At 60.8% G+C, this 17,489-nt stretch carries 17 protein-coding genes; 9 read left to right on the forward strand and 8 right to left on the reverse strand.

From position 1 onward, the window contains the following. Window positions 1–60: 60 nt before the first annotated feature. Genes FS507_RS06135 through FS507_RS06160 form a run of 6 tightly spaced genes read right to left on the reverse strand, consistent with a single transcriptional unit; the run spans window position 61 to window position 5,252 of the window. Window positions 61–1,011, reverse strand: coding sequence for a PDR/VanB family oxidoreductase (locus FS507_RS06135; RefSeq protein WP_145941919.1), 951 nt, complete (start codon window positions 1,009–1,011; stop codon window positions 61–63). Window positions 1,012–1,052: 41 nt separating this feature from the next. Then, the gene (locus FS507_RS06140) at window positions 1,053–1,814 is read right to left on the reverse strand and encodes an SDR family NAD(P)-dependent oxidoreductase (RefSeq protein ID WP_145941920.1); all 762 of its coding nucleotides are present in this window, start codon (window positions 1,812–1,814) and stop codon (window positions 1,053–1,055) included. Window positions 1,815–1,830: 16 nt separating this feature from the next. After that, the gene (locus FS507_RS06145; protein WP_145941921.1) at window positions 1,831–2,376 is read right to left on the reverse strand and encodes an aromatic-ring-hydroxylating dioxygenase subunit beta; all 546 of its coding nucleotides are present in this window, start codon (window positions 2,374–2,376) and stop codon (window positions 1,831–1,833) included. After that, the gene (locus FS507_RS06150; protein ID WP_145941922.1) at window positions 2,348–3,661 is read right to left on the reverse strand and encodes an aromatic ring-hydroxylating oxygenase subunit alpha; all 1,314 of its coding nucleotides are present in this window, start codon (window positions 3,659–3,661) and stop codon (window positions 2,348–2,350) included. The genes FS507_RS06145 and FS507_RS06150 overlap by 29 nt, the downstream gene beginning before the upstream one ends. A gap of 24 nt (window positions 3,662–3,685) precedes the next feature. Continuing rightward, a complete protein-coding gene (locus FS507_RS06155; protein ID WP_145941923.1) occupies window positions 3,686–4,048 on the reverse strand; it encodes a hypothetical protein in 363 nt (120 codons plus the stop codon). A 31-nt stretch (window positions 4,049–4,079) separates the two neighbouring features. Continuing rightward, entirely contained in the window at window positions 4,080–5,252 is a 1,173-nt protein-coding gene (locus tag FS507_RS06160; protein WP_145941924.1) for a flavin-dependent monooxygenase, read from the reverse strand. Window positions 5,253–5,413: 161 nt separating this feature from the next. Here FS507_RS06160 and FS507_RS06165 point away from each other — a divergent pair, with 161 nt between their 5' ends. The 8 genes from FS507_RS06165 (at window position 5,414) to FS507_RS06200 (ending at window position 13,526) form a co-directional block, all read left to right on the forward strand. Next, window positions 5,414–6,931 carry an ATP-binding protein gene (locus tag FS507_RS06165; protein WP_145941925.1) on the forward strand — a complete coding sequence of 506 codons (1,518 nt, stop codon included), beginning with the start codon at window positions 5,414–5,416 and terminating at the stop codon, window positions 6,929–6,931. A gap of 101 nt (window positions 6,932–7,032) precedes the next feature. After that, window positions 7,033–8,121: a maleylacetate reductase gene (locus FS507_RS06170; RefSeq protein ID WP_145941926.1), complete on the forward strand. Its 1,089-nt coding sequence runs from the start codon at window positions 7,033–7,035 to the stop codon at window positions 8,119–8,121. A 13-nt stretch (window positions 8,122–8,134) separates the two neighbouring features. Next, window positions 8,135–9,055, forward strand: a complete 921-nt coding sequence (locus tag FS507_RS06175; RefSeq protein WP_145941927.1) for a dioxygenase family protein — start codon at window positions 8,135–8,137, stop codon at window positions 9,053–9,055. Between the two features lie 269 nt (window positions 9,056–9,324). Next, the gene (catA, locus tag FS507_RS06180) at window positions 9,325–10,176 is read left to right on the forward strand and encodes a catechol 1,2-dioxygenase (protein ID WP_145941928.1); all 852 of its coding nucleotides are present in this window, start codon (window positions 9,325–9,327) and stop codon (window positions 10,174–10,176) included. A 4-nt stretch (window positions 10,177–10,180) separates the two neighbouring features. Further along, window positions 10,181–11,308, forward strand: coding sequence for a muconate/chloromuconate family cycloisomerase (locus tag FS507_RS06185; RefSeq protein WP_145941929.1), 1,128 nt, complete (start codon window positions 10,181–10,183; stop codon window positions 11,306–11,308). 37 nt (window positions 11,309–11,345) lie between these two features. Continuing rightward, window positions 11,346–11,654: a muconolactone Delta-isomerase gene (gene catC, locus FS507_RS06190; protein ID WP_145941930.1), complete on the forward strand. Its 309-nt coding sequence runs from the start codon at window positions 11,346–11,348 to the stop codon at window positions 11,652–11,654. After that, window positions 11,651–12,790: an ATP-binding protein gene (locus FS507_RS06195; RefSeq protein WP_145941931.1), complete on the forward strand. Its 1,140-nt coding sequence runs from the start codon at window positions 11,651–11,653 to the stop codon at window positions 12,788–12,790. The genes catC and FS507_RS06195 overlap by 4 nt, the downstream gene beginning before the upstream one ends. Further along, window positions 12,771–13,526: a vWA domain-containing protein gene (locus FS507_RS06200; protein ID WP_145942043.1), complete on the forward strand. Its 756-nt coding sequence runs from the start codon at window positions 12,771–12,773 to the stop codon at window positions 13,524–13,526. Before FS507_RS06195 ends, FS507_RS06200 begins: the two co-directional genes overlap by 20 nt. Window positions 13,527–13,560: 34 nt before the next feature. Here FS507_RS06200 and FS507_RS06205 read toward each other — a convergent pair whose 3' ends face one another. After that, window positions 13,561–14,961, reverse strand: a complete 1,401-nt coding sequence (locus tag FS507_RS06205) for an aldehyde dehydrogenase family protein (protein WP_145941932.1) — start codon at window positions 14,959–14,961, stop codon at window positions 13,561–13,563. Between the two features lie 164 nt (window positions 14,962–15,125). Between FS507_RS06205 and FS507_RS06210 the strand changes: the two genes are divergently transcribed. After that, window positions 15,126–16,151, forward strand: a complete 1,026-nt coding sequence (locus tag FS507_RS06210) for a helix-turn-helix domain-containing protein (protein WP_260853190.1) — start codon at window positions 15,126–15,128, stop codon at window positions 16,149–16,151. Window positions 16,152–16,154: 3 nt separating this feature from the next. Here FS507_RS06210 and FS507_RS06215 read toward each other — a convergent pair whose 3' ends face one another. Then, on the reverse strand, window positions 16,155–17,462 hold the full coding sequence (locus tag FS507_RS06215) for a flavin monoamine oxidase family protein (RefSeq protein WP_145941933.1): 1,308 nt from the start codon (window positions 17,460–17,462) through the stop codon (window positions 16,155–16,157). Window positions 17,463–17,489 lie beyond the last annotated feature (27 nt).

The following is a 17,489-nucleotide window of genomic DNA, read 5'->3' on the forward strand; positions in this document are numbered from 1 at the left end:
GCGACGGCCCCGTGGTTGGAACCACGGGGCCGTCTTCGTGCCAGGCGAAGCGCGATGGCATCAGAAGTAGTCGAGGACAAGCTTCGGCGACTTCGACCGGGATATACACACCGCCATGGTCTCATTCGCCTCCCGTTCCGCCGCCGTCAGGACGTTGTCCCGGTGATCGGGGATCCCTTCGAGTACCTCCATGATGCAGGTACCGCAGATCCCCTCCCGGCAGGAAGTGTCGATTTCTGCGCCACTCTCGTTGAGCACGTCCACGATGCTCCGGTCCGCGGGTATGTCGAATTCCTCACCCTCGAGTTCCACGACGAATGCCGTGTTCTCTGACGCATCCACTTGCTCGCCGGCATGGAAGTTCTCAAAGTGAATCTCGTTGTCGCCGAACCTCTCAGAGATGATTTCGGTGACCTTGTCCATGAATCCCTGGGGTCCGCACAGATAGACGTGGCTCCCGACGGGAGCCTCATCGCGCAGCCTTTCTAGGATCTCGGTCTGATCGTCTCTGGTGATTCCCAGGTGGGAGTGAAGCTTCTCAGGACACTTCTCCTGGAGGATCGGGAGAAACGCCGCGTCTTCCTCTGAGGATGCGAAGTAGTGGAGTTCGAAGCTGATGTCACGGACATCCATATACCGGGCCAGGCTGTGCATGGGGGTGATACCGATTCCTCCGGCGATGAGGATGTGGTGGGACGCATCCTCAGCCATACCGATGAGGTTCCGGGGTTCAGAGATCTTGAGCCGGTCGCCGACCTTCAGTGTGTGCAGCGCGGCTGATCCACCCCGGGAGTCTTCCTCGCGTTTCACCGCGACCACGTAGGCGTCGTCGCCGTCCGGACGACCGCACAGCGAGTACTGTCTCGTGATGGCCGTTGGCCCCTCGACATCGATGTGTGCCCCCGGGGTGTAGTGCCCTATCGGTGTACCGTCAGGCATGCTCAGGTAGATGGAGATGATGGTCGGTGTCTCGTGGACGATGTCCGCCACGACGACTTCCTTGAGTCCCATTGTTCTTCCCTGTCGTGATTGTGCGGTGAAACGGAGGAGCCTTACCGGAGGTACAGGCCTCCGTTGATGTCCCAGCAGGCGCCGGTGACGAAGTAGGCGTTCGGCTGCGTCAGCAGTGACACGGTGTCCGCGATGAATTCGGGGTTGCCCAGTCGGTGAACAGGAATCCCCTCGACGATCTGATCCATCTTGTGGCCCACGGTGTCGTGAACGATTGAGACGTCGTGGGGACCGGGGGAGATGGCATTGACGGTGACCCCTGATGCAGCGAGTTCCTTGGCGAAGATCTTCGTCGTCGTCAGGATGGCTCCTTTGGAAGCCGCGTAATGCGCTCCGGTCGCGGTCCCACCGTTCTGGCCGGCGAGGGACGCCTGATTGACGATGCGCCCGTAGCCGTGTTCTGCCATGGCAGGGCCGAACACCTGACAGCCGAAGAAGATGCTGTTGGCGTTCGTCGTGAGCACTTCGTCGAACTCGTCGGTGTCCAGTTCAAACACGTCGGCGGCGCGGGTGACCGCCGCATTGTTGACGAGAATCGTCGGAGTTCCCCAGACATCGGTGACCCGGTCGAGAGCGTTGGTGAACCCCTCCTTGCGGGAGACATCGAGCTCGACCGCGAGCGCGGAGGAACCGTCCGGCGAGAGCTCGTTGGCGAGTGCCGTCGTTTTCTCCATATTGCGTCCGGTGACGACCACTTTGTGCCCGTCGGCGTGGAGGCGACGTGTGATGAAGCTGCCGAGCCCGCCGGCGGCACCGGTTACCAGTGCTACTCCGGGGCGGGTGCGTGGTGCATTATCGGTCATGTCTGTCAGAGCCTTTCTAGATCAGGAAGCCGGCGGCGCCGATGGCGTCCTGGCTGTCGATGAGACGGGCGACCTTCTGGACAATGAGATCGGTACCGTTGCGACCGTCGGAGGCCAGCCGGATCCGGTGGGTCAGCTCGGCGCCCAGGTTCCGGGTGTCATTTCGTTTGTGTGCGGTGATGATCTGCGCCGAACGAATCACGACGTCACTGTCTGATACCTCCAGGACCTCGAACCGGGAAACCGTGCGCACCGTGGTCGCCGCCGCGACAGCGCTGGGTGAGAACCCCTGGATAAGTCGCTCGACGCGAAGGTTCCGCAGGCGGGCGTCGTCGTAGATCATGTTCAGCGAGTTCTCGAAGTCCTCCGTCTCGGGGTCGACGGGAACGATGTAGTACCCGTCGTCGCTGAACAGCTTCTCCCAGGTGGGGTAGTCCTTACGGTCGAGAAGTGCCGCTTCGTACCAGATCAGCTCGATTGCCCTCTGGACAAGGACGTCAGAGAGAAAGGGGGACACCGGACGCACCACGGTGTCAGACGTCTGGGTTGTATGCGTCGTCATTGCTCATCATCCTCTTCCACATGTAGTACGCCTCACGCATGCCCGTTTCGTCGGTGACATGTGAGGTCGGCCAGTTCTCGTTGTCGGTGGTGTACTCGCGACCGAGCCCACGATTGATCATGATCGGCATCGACGGGTTGCCACCTGCCCCGATCTGGACGCGGTCCCATCCCTCCGAGTCGTCCGGACTGCCGAACCCGAAAGGACCCTGGAAGTGTTCGTGGATTCGGAGACGTTCGCGGTTGACTGATTCCGGGCCCCCGTCCATGCCCAGAGCCATGTGCCAGATTTCAGTTTCATTGACGGAAATGGGAATAAGTACCCGGAAGAAAGCCGATGACATGGCGATATTGGGAAACATGTTCAGGTTGAAACCACAGCCGTGCATTGAACGCATATAGCGACGGATTCGCTCGGGGCTTTCTCCGGATTCTTCGAGTTCCTTGACGATGTGGTTGAACCGGGGCTGGATCTCCTCGGTCCCATCGTCCTCGTCGAGGTCCATGTGAGCGGTGGCCATGATGCTTACACTGTGACCGTGGCCGAGGGCATGGGTTTCCGCAGCCGGGTCATCCATGAAAGACATCATGTCGGCCGTCTCGGAGTCGACCGAGGCCATCCACGACTTGTGGACCATCGGAAAGTGGTAGCCGTCTGTCGTGTTCTCGAGCTGGATCTTCCAGTTTCCCTTGAACCGGAACTTGTGGGTGCCGATGACCTTGCAGGGGAAGCCGTTGGTCTGTTTGAAAAAACGGTCCATCCAGATCTTGGCGTCCCCGAGATGCTCCTCGAGGGGTTCGACATCGTCATTGAAGGTGGCGAAGATCATCCCGAGGTAACTCTCCGTACGCAGTTTCTGCAGTCCGAAGTCCTTCTTGTCGATCAATCCCTCGTATCCGTCAGGGTAGGGAATACCACGCAGACGCCCGTCATGGGTATACGACCAGTTGTGGTAAGGGCAGGTGAAGCCGTTGGCCTTGCCACTCCGCTGATCACAGACAGTCGCGCCCCGGTGCCTGCACCGGTTGAGTAAGGTGTTGAAGTTTCCCTTGCGGTCGCGGTTGACGATCACCGGTTGGTCACCCACCCAGGTGGTCTTGAAGGAGCCGGACTCAGGGATCTCACTTTCGTGGGCTACCCACACCCAGGTGCGGTAGAAGATCCTCTTCATCTCCTCGCGGAAGATTTCGGGGTCTGTGTAGAGCTGGCCGGCTACCCGATCGTCGTCGACGAGATCGGCGAAGTTACCGTGCGAGCTGCTGGGGATCCGTGTGGGAATAGTCATTGGTAGGTCCTCTCTCAGGCGTCGTCAGAGTGCGACGTCATCGCGGATGGTCAGTTCCCTGCCCATGCGGGCCTCGATGGTGAAGTAGCGCCACAGAGCGTGTTCCTCAACCATCACGGTCCGCAGGAGGTTGCAGGCATCCTTTACTGTCGGCTGGTCTCGGACATCTGCCAGGATGTAGAACGTCCAGGGCCAGCCGGTGGACGGCCCGACCATGTGGGCGTCGTCGTCGAAGGTTCCGATGATGTCCACTCCGTCCATGTCACGGAGCTGGGTCAGGAACGTCTGGGTAGCGATCCAGACCTTGCCGATGTCGTCTTTCGGTAGGTCAAAGAAGTTCTGGTTGTTTCCGACGCAGAATAATGTGCGCAGCTGTGTATCCGTCATGATCTCTCTTCTCGGTAAAAGCTACAGATGGTCAGGGGAAGCTGGGGATCGTCGCTTCCAACCCCAGGAGTAGCGCTCCGCCGGCCTCGAACGTGTTCTCCTGCAGCATCGCGTGCTGTGCGGGAACGAGCCCGTCCTGGAGGAAACGCTGCAATGGATGTCCGTTGAAGATCGCTCCGGTGCCGGCAAGGTCGAAGGCGGCCATCGCCGCCTCCCGGCCTACTTGGGCGGCGTGCGATGCGGCGATCCGTAGCAGTGCCTGGTCCTCAACGGTGATCTCGTCACCGGTGACTGCCTTATCCCAGACAGTTTCCGTGGTCTCGTAGAAGAATGCCCGGGCGGAACGTAGGTTCGCTTCGGCGTGCGCGAGCCCGAGCTTGTAGACGGGACGGTTTCCCTTGGCAGGACCACCGGTGACCGACGCGTTCGCAGAACCGGTGTCGCGGACGAAGTCGAGCGCGCCCCGACCCGCTCCCAGTGCCGTCACCGACAGAACCTGAGCCGCATAGGCGAGCGCCGGATACCGGGTGAGCGGCTCATCAACCGTCGGGGCTCCTCCGCGGATGAAGGTAAGTTCGTCGGGGATGAACAGGTCAGTAACCCGGACATTGTGCGAACCGGTCGACTTCATTCCTGCTACGTCCCAGTTCTCGACGATCTCGACGTCCTCGGGGTGGACGAGTGCAGTCAGCGGGCGTCCGGCCGTCTCCGGACCACCGCGCAGGCCGATTCCAAGGATGTCGGCCCCTTTGCACCCCGAGGCGAAGAACCAGGTCCCGTTGGCGATCCAACCGCCGTCGACTTTCTCTGCCTCAATCATCGGGAACATGCCACCGGCGAAAACGATGTCGACGCTCTCTGCGTAGAGATTTTCCTGAGTTTCATATGGTAGGGCGGAAAAATATGTCAAGGCTGAACCGAAACTAGCGACCCATCCGGTGGAGGGATCGATCGCAGAAAGTTCTTCGATCTGACGCATGAACTCGGCGGGAGGCTGGGGTTCGCCGCCGAACGTCGCAGGGGTCGACGCCCGGTACAGGCCTGCCTTGACGAGGAGGTCGACATAGTCTTTGGGTACGTGCCCGAGTTGTGTGAACTCGTCTCTCCGGTCACGGAGCACCGACAGCGCGTGATCGAACGCAGCCTGGCGTGCCGGGCCTGCAGGGGCAGCCTGGGTGTTGAATCGAACTCGGTCGAGTAGCACTAGTCCTCCAGATGTCTCTGTGAATTATTCACCTCCGACGTTATGTTTTCGCCGAGGCTCCTGACTATCGGTAAATCCCGTGCCCCAGGTACAGGAACCTTTATTCATGGGAGCTTCTTCGGGACTTCCAGCAGTTTTTCCGCGCACCTATACTGGTCATCATGGAATTTGACGCAGAGAGCTTCCGTCTTCTGGCTGACAGTTCATCTAATGGATGGCTGGTCCACGACGCGAAGTCGAAGAGCATCCTCTGGGCGAACCGGACAGCGTGCACGGAGTTCGGTTACTCGGTCGAGGAACTGCGTTCACTGAAGGCGCATCACATGAGCTCACAGGATCCGCGCTACCGACGTGCTATGGGCACGGCGTGGCTGCAGGCAGCGGTGGTTTACGGAAGCAACAAGAGGCTCTGGAAGTACGCGAACCGTGACGGGGGTGAGTTCATGACAGACGCAGTCGCCACATTGGTTACCCTTCCTGGAACCGGGGGCGAGGGCAAGGAGTCTACGGAGTCCGTGGATGTCATCCTCGTGGAGTTCCGTGTGATACGTGAGGCGGAGGTGGTGCCGGATTCCAGCAAATGGGTGGAAGACTCCCTTGATCGGCTGATGCTTCACACGTCATCCGGGATGATGCTGCTTGACCGGCACTACCGGGTGGAGGACGTGTCACCCTTCGCCGCGAAGCTCGTGGGGTCGTCGGTGGAGGAGATGCTCGGAAAGCGGCTCGACGAACTTGCCGACCTCGACACACCGTTGGACGACATGTTCATTGTCGCGGAAATGAGCAAGCCCGACGGAGCTGTGACGATCCGTATGAAGGTCTCCAGCGACACCGGGGAAGTGCGCTGGCTGGCGGGAATCCTCGACAATGTCGTCCTCGACGGCAGCTGCATCCGCGTGCTGACGGTCAGGGATATCTCCAGTAAGGTTGAGTGGGAGCGGCGTAACGCATACCAGGAGAAGAACCTGCAGTACATGAGTCGTTACAACGCCATGGGGGATATGGCGATGATTCTCGCTCACGATCTCGGGCAACCGATCGCCGCAGCGACGAACTATCTTGACGGGGTTCGGCGCAGGCTGACCCAGCACCACGGTGAGGTTCAGGACCTTGATTACGGGTTGGATCAGGCACGCTCCCAGCTGGGACGGGTCTCCGACATCGTCTCTTCGGTAAAGAAGTATGTTCGGCGTATTGAGAACGTCAGTACGGTCGTCGACCTCAACGAGGTCGTGGAGGAAAGCCTCTATTTCGTGCGGCTGCGTGCGGAAGACAAGGGTGTGGAAGTGATCGCTGACCTGTGCGGTGACCGTCCGACCATGGTCGGCGAGAGCGTGTTGATCGGGCAGGTCATCATCAACATCTGTGTCAATGCCATCGACGAGGTCTGCCTGCCTACGACCAACGAGAAGTACATGGTCGTCTCCACGGAGGTCGCCGGGAATACGGCGTCCGTTGTCGTCCGCGACTGGGGCAGAGGGATGTCGCGGGAGCCGGCGGACATGCTTGCCGCCGGCGCCTTCTCGTCGAAGAGTGACGGTTCAGGTATCGGACTGGTGATCTGTGAACATATTGTCCAACGTCACGGGGGAAACATCACATATGAACCCAATGAGCCTTGTGGAACTGCTGTACGTATCAGTTTCCCGTTGAGCGAGGTGCCCATCCAGGGGTAGGGGATTCCCCGAACCCACTAAAGATGGGTCACTGAACTGTTGTCACTCCGGGTGTGGGCAACCACAGTAGAGGCCACATGCACAGGCATAAGGAGACCAGAATGTCGGAGAACAACGAGAGCTCGCTCGCGTTCAATCACGTGACGTTGGGGCAGCGGGTACTGTTCGGCTACGGGCGCGCCCGGTCGCATCTTGCTGATGAGGTCGCCCGTTTGAGTGCCTCGAGGATTATGGTGATCGCCGCGGAGCGCGAACTTCATCTTGCACAGGAAGTGGTGGGAGACCTCGATGTGTCGGTATGGCACACCGAGGTGGCCATGCATGTGCCGGTGGAGACCGCAGAGGCAGCACGTGACGCTGCACGGGATGCCGACGTAGACGTGCTCGTATGCGTCGGCGGTGGGTCTACGACGGGGCTGGCAAAATCCGTGGCTCTGACGGAAGGGCACCCTGTAATCGCGGTCCCGACCACCTATGCGGGATCTGAGGCCACGAACGTATGGGGACTGACTGAGAGCAATCGCAAGACAACCGGTGTATCTGACTCCGTACTCCCAGTGACGGTGATCTACGACGCGCGTCTTACGATGTCGCTTCCCACGGAGATGTCGGTGGCATCCGGCCTCAACGGCCTGGCTCACTGCGTGGATTCGCTCTGGGCGCCGCGGGCCGATCCGATTAACGCTGCTATGGCGACCGAAGGAATCCGTGTGCTCGGTGAAGGGCTTCCGATGATCGTCGAGGACTCTGCGTCAGTCGCGGGGAGGGACCGGATGCTCTACGGTGCCTACCTTTCGGCAGTCGCTTTCGCGTCCGCCGGGTCCGGTCTCCACCACAAGATCTGTCACGTGCTCGGGGGCACGTTCAATCTGCCGCATGCACAGACCCACGCCGTTGTCCTGCCTTATGTACTGGCATTCAACGCCCCGCACGCCCCCACCGCAGAAGCGAGGATCGCGCATGCTCTGGAGGCCGACGGAGCGACGGCGGGACTTGCCGCCCTGAGGGAACGGATCTCCGCTCCACGGAGGTTGTCCGACTACGGATTCACTGCCTCTGACGTGCCTCCTGCCGTCGAGGTCATCCAGCAGCAGATTCCGGAGGGCAATCCGCGTCCGGTCACGGAGGCCGCACTGACCGCACTGCTTCACGCTGCCGTGGGCGGCAGTGACCCCAAGGCCCTGATGTAGAGGAGTGAACACCATGACTACAAGTGAACGCCACCCGGGGCGTACCCCCAGCAAGCGTCAGACAGCCGTCGAGGAAGATCTGCTTGATCGTGTCCTCGATTCTTTCTCCAATTGTTCCGATCCACGATTGCGTGAGCTCATGGAGGGAGCTGTTCGTCACCTCCACGCGTTTATTCGGGAAGTCCGGTTGAGTGAGAATGAGTGGAGGTACGCCATTGACTTTCTCACTGCTGTCGGACACATCACGGATGAGTCGCGGCAGGAGTTCATTCTGCTCTCCGACACGCTCGGAGCTTCAATGCAGACGATCGCTGTCAATAACGAGGCGTACCGGAACGCTACGGAAGCTACTGTGTTCGGCCCCTTCTTCGTCGACGATGCCCCCGAGATCGTCCTCGGCGGTGACATCTCCGGCGGGGCTGTCGGAGAGCCGGCCTGGGTCGAGGGGACGGTCACAGACACTGACGGCCGTCCGGTGCCAGGCGCCAGGATAGAGGTATGGGAGTGCGATGAGGACGGCTTGTACGACGTACAGTACGGCGACGGTCGGACGGCGGGCCGGGCCTGTCTCTACAGTGACGACGACGGCAGTTTCAGGTTCTGGGGGCTCACCCCGGTACCGTATCCGATCCCTTATGACGGGCCAGTGGGAAAGATGCTCAGCGCCGTCGGTCGGTCTCCGGTGCGTGCCGCACACCTGCATTTCATGGTGACGGCACCGGGACTCCGTACCCTCGTGACCCATATCTTCGTCGAGGGGGATCCGCAGTTGGATATCGGTGATTCGGTATTCGGGGTGAAAGAAACGCTGGTTAAAACCTTCCACAGACAGCCCCCGGGAACTCCTACCCCTGACGGGCGGCAGCTGGATGACAGAGAGTGGACCCGTGCACGTTTCGATATTGTTCTCGCGCCAGAAGAAATCACGACGTGACGTGTCAGGTGGGACGTCGAAAACAGGGGTGGGGAAACCTTTACCCGCATGAGGGATCTACGTAGCTAAACATCGTGGTTTCGTCGTGGTCGGGGAATTCGTGACCAGAATTATGTAACGTATGAGCTGCTGTTTTTCGCGCCTGACGAGCGTGTTGTCGAGTAGTTTCCTGCTTCCGTGTAGAGATTTCCTTTCATTGACTGATGTTGTGTCGTGGACCACAGTGGAAAATGTTCCACCTGCAACTGCACCACCACTGAGGAGAGACCATGACTACGGGTACAGACAATCCCACCGCCCACGGATCCGGAAATGCCGCGACGGACAAGTTCAAGAAGAATCGGGTGAGTTCCGACACTTCCCGGGAACGGGCGAATGCGATCTACAAGGATCTACTGGGAGCGATTGGGGACGTCGCACGGAAGCATGAGGTGACCTACGACGAATACGCGGTCGTCAAACAGTGGATGATTGACGTCGGAGAGTACGGGGAGTGGCCGCTGTGGTTGGACGTCTTCATCGAGCACGAGATTGAGGAAATCAACTACAACCGCCACGGGTACACCGGGACCAAGGGTTCCATTGAAGGCCCGTACTATGTGGAGAATGCGCCGGAGCTTCCGTCACACTGTGAGATGCCGATGCGGGACAAGGACAAGGCCGCCACACCGCTGATCTTCCGGGGACAAGTCAGTGACGTTGACGGAAATGGTCTGGCCGGCGCGCACCTTGAGCTCTGGCACGCTGACGAGGACGGCTACTATTCCCAGTTCGCCCCTGGTATCCCCGAGTGGAATCTCCGGGGCACGATCGTCGCGGACGACCAGGGACGGTATGAGATCAAGACGCTCCAGCCTGCACCCTACATGATTCCGCATGATGGTCCGACCGGCTGGTTCGTCGAGTCCTACGGTGGACATCCCTGGCGCCCGGCGCATCTGCACCTGCGGGTCACCCACCCCGGCTACCGCGAAATCACCACGCAACTGTATTTCAAGGGCGGAAAATGGATTGAGAATGATGTCGCCACCGCCGTGAAACCGGAACTCCTGCTGGATCCGAAGATCGAAGGGGACAAGAACGTCGTCGACTACAGCTTCGCACTGGACAAGGAGGACTGAGCACGTGACCTCGGCCGGCCTGACCATTGAGCGGGTGGAGACACGCATCCTTGACGTCCCGCTGATCCGACCGCACGGATTCGCCACGACCACGGCCACTGAGCAGTCGATCCTGTTGGTGAGTGTCACCACTGCTGACGGAGTCACCGGTTTCGGCGAAGGTGTCGTGCCCGGTGGCCCATGGTGGGGCGGCGAGTGTGTCGAGACCATGAAGCCTTTGGTGGACCGTTACCTTACCCCGGTCATGGTCGGACGGCGGGTCGACGAACTCGCCGGCGTCCTCGCCGATATGGAGAAGGTTGTGGCCAATGCCAGGTTCGCCAAAGCCGCGTGTGATGTGGCCATGCACGATGCATGGGCACGGTCCCTGGGGGTGCCCGTCCGTGACCTCCTCGGGGGCCGGTTCCGAGACAGCCTCGATGTCACCTGGGCACTGGGTGTCTTGCCGGTGGAAACCGCCGTCGCTGAGATCGAGGAGCGCATCGCCTCCCACGGGCATCGTAGTTTCAAGCTGAAGATGGGTGCCGGTGCCCCGGCCCGTGACGTCGACCGTCTCGTCGCACTCGCGGGCGAGGTCGGCCACAAGGTGTCGCTGCGGATCGACGTCAACGCCCGGTGGGACCGGATTACAGCGCTGACGCACCTGCCGCGGTTGGCGGAGGCAGGATATGACCTGTTCGAACAGCCGACCCCCGCACATGATCTGGCGACGCTTCGGGAGATCACCCGACGTACTGGTGTGCCCGTGATGGCGGACGAGTCGGTGTGCAGTCCGGCGGACGCCCTTGCAGTCGTCAGGGCAGAAGCAGCGGATGTCATCGCTGTGAAGACGACGAAGCTGGGCGGACTGCGGGAGTCGTTGAAGACTGCGGCCGTGGCAGAGGCTGCGGGCCTGGCTTGTCACGGTGCCACCAGTCTGGAGGGCCCCTTCGGTACGGCGGCGTCCCTACAGTTTGCCTGCGCGGTCCCTGCGTTGAGCTGGGGCAGCGAACTCTTCGGGCCCATGTTGTTGCGGGAGTCGTATACGACGACCGACCTGGTCTACGCAGACGGGAAGGTCAGCCTGCCGGGCGGCCCCGGGCTCGGCCTTGAACCGGACTGGTCGGCCATCAACCGCTTCACCCGTGAGTGAGAAGTACAACCGACTAGACCTGACTAGGAGGCCGACCATGGCTTTGTTCCTCGTCCGTATGGACGTGTCCATTCCGAATGATCTTGATCCTGATGTCGCCGCAGACACCATCGCTCGCGAGAAGGAGTATTCCCAGGACCTGCAGCGCAGGGGGGTGTGGCGCAGTATCTGGAGGATCGCCGGCGAGTACTCGAACTACTCGGTGTTCGAGGTGGCAGATGCTGATGAACTGCACGACATTCTCTGGAACCTCCCGTTGTTCCGGTACATGTCCTGCAGCGTGACCGCATTGGCGCACCATCCGTCGGACATTACGCCTCGTGAGTCTGGAAGGGCGGACGAATGACTGACGGTGCATCTCAACCACTGTTCCCGTTTTCGGCGGTCGTCGGCCAGGACGATCTCCGGCTCTCCCTGATCCTCACCGCGATCTCACCACGTATCGGCGGTGTGGTTGTCAGAGGGGAGAAGGGGACCGCTAAGACCACCACAGTCCGCGCCTTCGCGTCTCTGCTGGGTGACGCACCTCTGGTGAATCTCCCTGTCGGTGCCACAGAGGACCGTGTCGTCGGTTCCCTCGACATGGAGACGGTTCTCACCACCGGCAGAGCGGAATACCGGCCTGGATTGCTGGCGCAGGCCCACGGTGGGGTTCTTTATGTCGATGAGGTGAATCTGCTGGCGGATCATCTTGTGGATGCGTTGTTGGATGCTGCTGCCTCGGGGAGGGTGACTGTAGAGCGTGACGGAATCTCCCACAGCTCGCCGGCGAGTTTCGTCCTGGTCGGCACCATGAATCCTGAGGAGGGGGAACTACGGCCCCAGTTGCTGGATCGGTTCGGCCTGGCTGTGGACGTCGCCGCATCAACGCGGCCGGAGACGCGGGTGGAGATCATTCGTCGGCGACTCGCATTCGAAGATGACCCGCATGCAATGGTGGCGCAGTGGGAAGGAGAGGACCGGCGTATCGCAGACAGGATCAGCCGGGCCCGCCGCCTCATCGGTGAGGTCGTTCTGCCGGACGCGGTGCTGAACCACATCGCCTGGTTGTGCTCCAGGATCGAGGTCGACGGCATGCGCGCAGATCTTGTGATCACCCGCACCGCCGTTGCTCATGCAGCGTGGGAGGGACGGCGACGGGTGCTCGACATCGACATTGATGTTGCCGCGCGGCTTGCCTTGCCGCATCGCCGCCGTCGGCAACCGTTCGAGGCACCGGAGATGGAGGAACGGGAAGTCCGTGAAACTCTCGAGGAGGCGCGGCGGGTCTTCGAAGAGAATGATGATGGAGGACCGGCCAGCGAATCCACCGATGAGGAAACCGGTGCCGAGGTACTGGTGGACAGTGAGCTCCCCTCTGATGACCAGGCGATGCAGGGTGCTTCTCAGGCGGGCCCCCAGTCGACCGGGAAGGCAGGTACCGCCGGCACCGGCGAACCCTTTCGCTCCGCGGAGGTTTCGTCTGGACCGTACCGGACATGAGGACGCCCCTACTGGTCGTCGCTCGCTGGCACTTACGCCCCACGGTGCCGATATCCGTGCCGTAACAGCTGGGCACGGGATAAACCTGTTGGGTACGCTCATGGCTGCTGCTGAGCGGGGTACCGAGGTGAGAGACGGCCTCGTCGAGTTCCACACCGATGACCTGAGGGGGTCGTTGCGACGAGGACGGGAATCCAACCTCATCGTGTTCGTCGTTGATACCTCCGGGTCGATGTCTGCCCGGTCACGGGTCCGCGCTGTCACTGGGGCGGTGACCTCTATGCTCACCGACGCGTACCAACGACGGGACAAGGTTGCCGTCATCGCCGTCAACGGTGGACGTCCGACGTTGGTGCTTGCACCGACCGGCTCGGTGGACGTTGCAAGGCGCATGCTGGACACCATGCCGGTCGGAGGTCGTACTCCACTGGCCGAAGGTTTGTTGATGGCCCTGGATCTTCTGGAGCGGGAACACCGTCGTGAACCGGGACGCCGTGCCCTTCTGGTGGTGATGACAGATGGCGAGGATACCTCCGACACCGGGGCACCGGGGATCGTCACTGCGTGTCGGCGTATCGTCCGTGCCGGGCTGTCGGGAAATCTCGTCATCGACTGCGAAGGCAGGATGAAGGTGAGAAAGGAACTGGCGTATTCCTTGGCGGAACAGCTCGATGCTCCATGCGTCCGCCTGTCGGAGATGAACTCCGACAACCTGAGGGTGGAAGTCCGGTTGTGAACAGTGGTCGGGGCCGGAGGTCACGGCCCGTTGGTCAGCCGTTGTACACCTTGGGTACGGCGACCGCCTTCAGACCCTCGGCTCCGAACTCCAGTCCGTAGCCGGACTGTTTGATCCCACCGAAGGGGATCCGCGGGTCGGGTTTCGCATGGCCGTTGATCCAGACGGTGCCGGCGTGGACCCGACGGGCGACTTCCAGTGCCCGGTCGCGGTCTGCGGACCACACGGACGCCCCCAAACCTACGTCGAGTGAATTCGCAAGGTCGACTGCCTCATCGACGTCCTTGACACGGACGATCGGCAGTGCAGGGCCGAACTGCTCTTCGGTGACCAACGGGTTATCCGCGGATATGTCCGTGACGATGGTCGCCGGATAGAAGTTTCCGGGCCCGTCCACTGGGTCACCGCCAGTCAGAATCCGCGCGCCACTGTTACGTGCGGCATCGACCAGGTCAGACACGATGTGATATTGCGTCGGGTTCTGCAGAGGCCCGAGTACATTGTTTTCGTCGGTACCGGGGCCCATCGGAACGGCCGCAGCGATGTCTGCCAGGGCTGTGCAGAGTTCGTCGTAGACAGGAGCTACCGCGTATACCCGCTTTACCGCTGCGCAGGTCTGACCGGTGTTGATGAACGCTCCCCAGAAGAGGTCCTCAGCGATCGCCTTCGGATCGCAGTCGTCCAGGATGATCGCGGGGTCGTTGCCGCCGAGTTCCAGAGTGAGCCGTTTGAGGGTCGATGAGCTGGCTGCGGCGATGGCTCGACCGGTGGCGATGGAGCCGGTGAACATGATCTTTCCGATGTCAGGATGCTCGCTCAGCCGGGCGCCGGCCTCACGGTCTCCCGAGACCACCTGCAATACCCCCTCCGGGAGGACATCATTGATGACGTGAACGAGTGACAGAACACTGAGGGGAGTGTATTCCGATGGCTTCACCACAGCGGTGTTGCCCATGCGCAGCGCGGCCGCGAACTGCCATACGGTGATCATCAGGGGCCAGTTCCAGGGGCCGATCGCCCCCACGACACCGATAGGCTCATACGACATGGTGGCGCGGGCGTCGTCGTCATCGACAAGGGTGTCCTGCGGCGTATCGAAACCGGCGGTCGCGCGCAGCCAGTCACTGCACATCCCGACCTCCATACGGGCATTCGGGCCGTTGAGTGGTTTCCCGGATTCCCGCGTAAGGAGCTGGGCGAGGTCCTCAGCTCGCCCGTCAACGGCCGCGGCAGCGGCTACGAGGAGTCGTGAACGTTCATCATGCCCCAGGGCGGCCCATGCGGGTTGGGCTGCTTTCGCTGCTGCCACAGCCGTATCCATGTCACCTGATGTTTTCTGGGGTGCGTAGCCGATGACCTCGCCGGTGGCGGGGTCGGGGATTCCCCGGCCCTCGGCAGCATCGGTTCCGACGGCGTCCAGTAGGTCTGTGTACATGTCCAATCCTTCTCAAGTCAGTGCGGGATTTTTCGGGACGGCCACTGTGGCTTTTTGTCTAACCGTGTGGTGGAGTCCATTGTGCCGCGCGGACAGACTAAGGAATTGCTTTATTGTGCAGGCTTTTTGTTCTGCAGTGTACGTCGGTCGTTTTAGGGTTAAAGGTGTCCGGAACGACGTACCTGGACGCAGACGCCCCGCAGCAGGAGGAAGACATGACGACCGGCGTGGAGACGACACGATCACACGATTTCATGCAGTGGACGGAATTGATCACCCGCAACTTCAGCGGCATCCGGGTGAGCAGCCCCTCCCCAGGTTTTACTGCGCAAGCACGACATCTGCACCTCGGAGACGTAGAACTCTTCGACATGCTCACCGATGCCCATACCGTCGGTCATCCGGACATCACTGCTGTCGGGCCCGTTCATCCGCCGGGAGGGGAGGGGCGAGGGGGTCCCATGTGCAAGCTCAGCCTCCAGTTGGAAGGACGCTGTCTATTGTCGCAGGATGGTCGGGCCTGTGAACTGCGTCCAGGTGATCTTGCACTCTACACCGGGGAACGGGAGTATCACCTGGAGTTCCCGGAACGGCAGCGCAGCCTCGTGGTGTTCTTCCCCCGGTCCTACATCCAACTGAGGGATGATGAGATCGAGACTGTCACGGCAACACCGATCTCCCATGATGATGGGTTGGGAAAAGTTGCGGTGCCGTTGTTCCGGCAGTTGGCGGGAAATCTTGATGAGCTCCGTGGAGTACACGGCCAGTCTCTTGTCCGGTCGTCACTCGACGTCTTGGTTACGGTGCTTGCTGATCACGCACAGCGTGGCGGGAGTAATACGACGGGACACGCCACACCCTCCGCTGTTTTTTGTCGCGCCGTGAACTTCATCGATGCCAACTTGGCGGATCCGGAGTTGTCGCCGGGCACAGTTGCGCGTGAACTGTATGTCTCGGTCCGGAGCCTCCACACCCACTTTGCCGAACAACAACTCACTGTTGCCTCCTATATCCGCTCCCGGCGGCTGAGCGCGATCCACTCCGATCTGGCTGACCCGCAATTGCGGGGTGAGACGGTCCAGGCGATCAGTGCCCGTCACGGTCTTTTCGATGCCTCACACGTCTCCAAGGCATTCCGTTCCGAGTATGGTGAGTCACCGCGTGCGTACCGCACGCGGTTGCACCGGTGACGCTCAGCTGAGCTCGCGTATAACATCTCGGGCCGTCGACACTCCCATTTCCAGTGCTCCGTCAACGCATACGCCCCGCCACCCGTTCGCCCAGTCGGACCCCGCGAAGTGGAGACGCGTGCCTGTGTTCCGGAAGTGGTGCCAACTGTCGGTGAACTGTCCCTTGCGGGGTGTAGCCCACGCTTGTCCACTCCACTGGTCGGACACCCAGTCATGGCCGGTGCACTCGGTGACTTCCAGTTCGGGAAGCCAGTGGTTGATGACCTGCTGACCACAGACGGGGTCATCGAGGTCGAGCTTGTCATGGTACGCACCGAATCCGACGATAATGGTGGAGTCATCGGTGAAGACCTCCGACCGCAGCATGTTGATCGGCGCCGGTTGCGGGGCCATACCCATGACGTTGTGATGTCCTTTAACTTTGATCCAGATCTTCGCTCCTGTGGAGTTCCATTTCTCGTCGACGACCTTGCTCATCTTTTCAGGAAGTGGGGGATCGAACTCCACGGTTCCCAGGGCTCCTACCGGAACTGTCATGATGACTGCGTCGCACGGGATCTTCTCTCCGTTCGAGAGCGTGACCGTCGCGCCGGATGTTGTGTGGGCGACGCTGGAAACCGGTGTTGATAGTCGGACCGGGGACTTCAGATCGCCGGCGATGCCTTCGTAGAGGCCACTCATTCCATTGTTCAGTTTGTATCCGAGAGTCTGAGCATCCACGGCGGCCATATTATGGTCGCACAGGGCAGCCCATTGCTTGGCCATCAACGACGAACCTTCCCGCGGTTCTCCGATGAACCCACCGGACCAGTATGCGTCGGTCAGGTCAATCTCCTCTTGTGAGAAGTCTCCGTCGGAGAGCTCGTCGAAGACGCTCTTCCAGTCAGCCTCGATGAACTTTTCTCTGAGGTCCGGGTCGTCCAGTGCAGAGAGCTGGTCATAGGGGTTCGGGAAGAATTCCCGTGACCCTTCGTAGATCCTGTTCATTGCTCGCAGACGTTTCTGGTCGACCTCTTCTTCGGAACCGGAGTGAACTGTCCCTCCACTGAGCCAGTAGGCGGTGTCCACATGCGGGCTGGAGTAGATACCCTGGCCGTACCGGGTGATTTCTGACCAGATGTGCGGTTGGTGCCAGTGCACCCATGTGGCGCCGAGTTCGAGTTTGGCGCCCATGCGATCATCGGTCCATGCACGTCCGCCAATACGGTCGCGTGCTTCAACGACGTCGACCTCGATCCCTGCGAGCTGCAGTTCACGAGCAGCAACCAGGCCGGCGAATCCTGCTCCTACAACGACTACTTTGTTGCTCATCGAGTTCTCCTTTTTTGTGAGCTTCTA

The organism is Corynebacterium glyciniphilum AJ 3170, assembly GCF_007673095.1.
Classification (GTDB): Bacteria; Actinomycetota; Actinomycetes; order Mycobacteriales; family Mycobacteriaceae; genus Corynebacterium.

Coding starts and splice junctions, on each gene's coding strand:
- FS507_RS06150 (WP_145941922.1), bottom strand. CDS start 3,661: ATGACTATTCCCACACGGATCCCCAGCAGCTCGCACGGTAACTTCGCC.
- FS507_RS06140 (WP_145941920.1), bottom strand. CDS start 1,814: ATGACCGATAATGCACCACGCACCCGCCCCGGAGTAGCACTGGTAACC.
- FS507_RS06145 (WP_145941921.1), bottom strand. CDS start 2,376: ATGACGACGCATACAACCCAGACGTCTGACACCGTGGTGCGTCCGGTG.
- FS507_RS06165 (WP_145941925.1), top strand. CDS start 5,414: ATGGAATTTGACGCAGAGAGCTTCCGTCTTCTGGCTGACAGTTCATCT.
- FS507_RS06175 (WP_145941927.1), top strand. CDS start 8,135: ATGACTACAAGTGAACGCCACCCGGGGCGTACCCCCAGCAAGCGTCAG.
- FS507_RS06215 (WP_145941933.1), bottom strand. CDS start 17,462: ATGAGCAACAAAGTAGTCGTTGTAGGAGCAGGATTCGCCGGCCTGGTT.
- FS507_RS06135 (WP_145941919.1), bottom strand. CDS start 1,011: ATGGGACTCAAGGAAGTCGTCGTGGCGGACATCGTCCACGAGACACCG.
- catA (WP_145941928.1), top strand. CDS start 9,325: ATGACTACGGGTACAGACAATCCCACCGCCCACGGATCCGGAAATGCC.
- FS507_RS06205 (WP_145941932.1), bottom strand. CDS start 14,961: ATGTACACAGACCTACTGGACGCCGTCGGAACCGATGCTGCCGAGGGC.
- FS507_RS06155 (WP_145941923.1), bottom strand. CDS start 4,048: ATGACGGATACACAGCTGCGCACATTATTCTGCGTCGGAAACAACCAG.
- FS507_RS06195 (WP_145941931.1), top strand. CDS start 11,651: ATGACTGACGGTGCATCTCAACCACTGTTCCCGTTTTCGGCGGTCGTC.
- catC (WP_145941930.1), top strand. CDS start 11,346: ATGGCTTTGTTCCTCGTCCGTATGGACGTGTCCATTCCGAATGATCTT.
- FS507_RS06170 (WP_145941926.1), top strand. CDS start 7,033: ATGTCGGAGAACAACGAGAGCTCGCTCGCGTTCAATCACGTGACGTTG.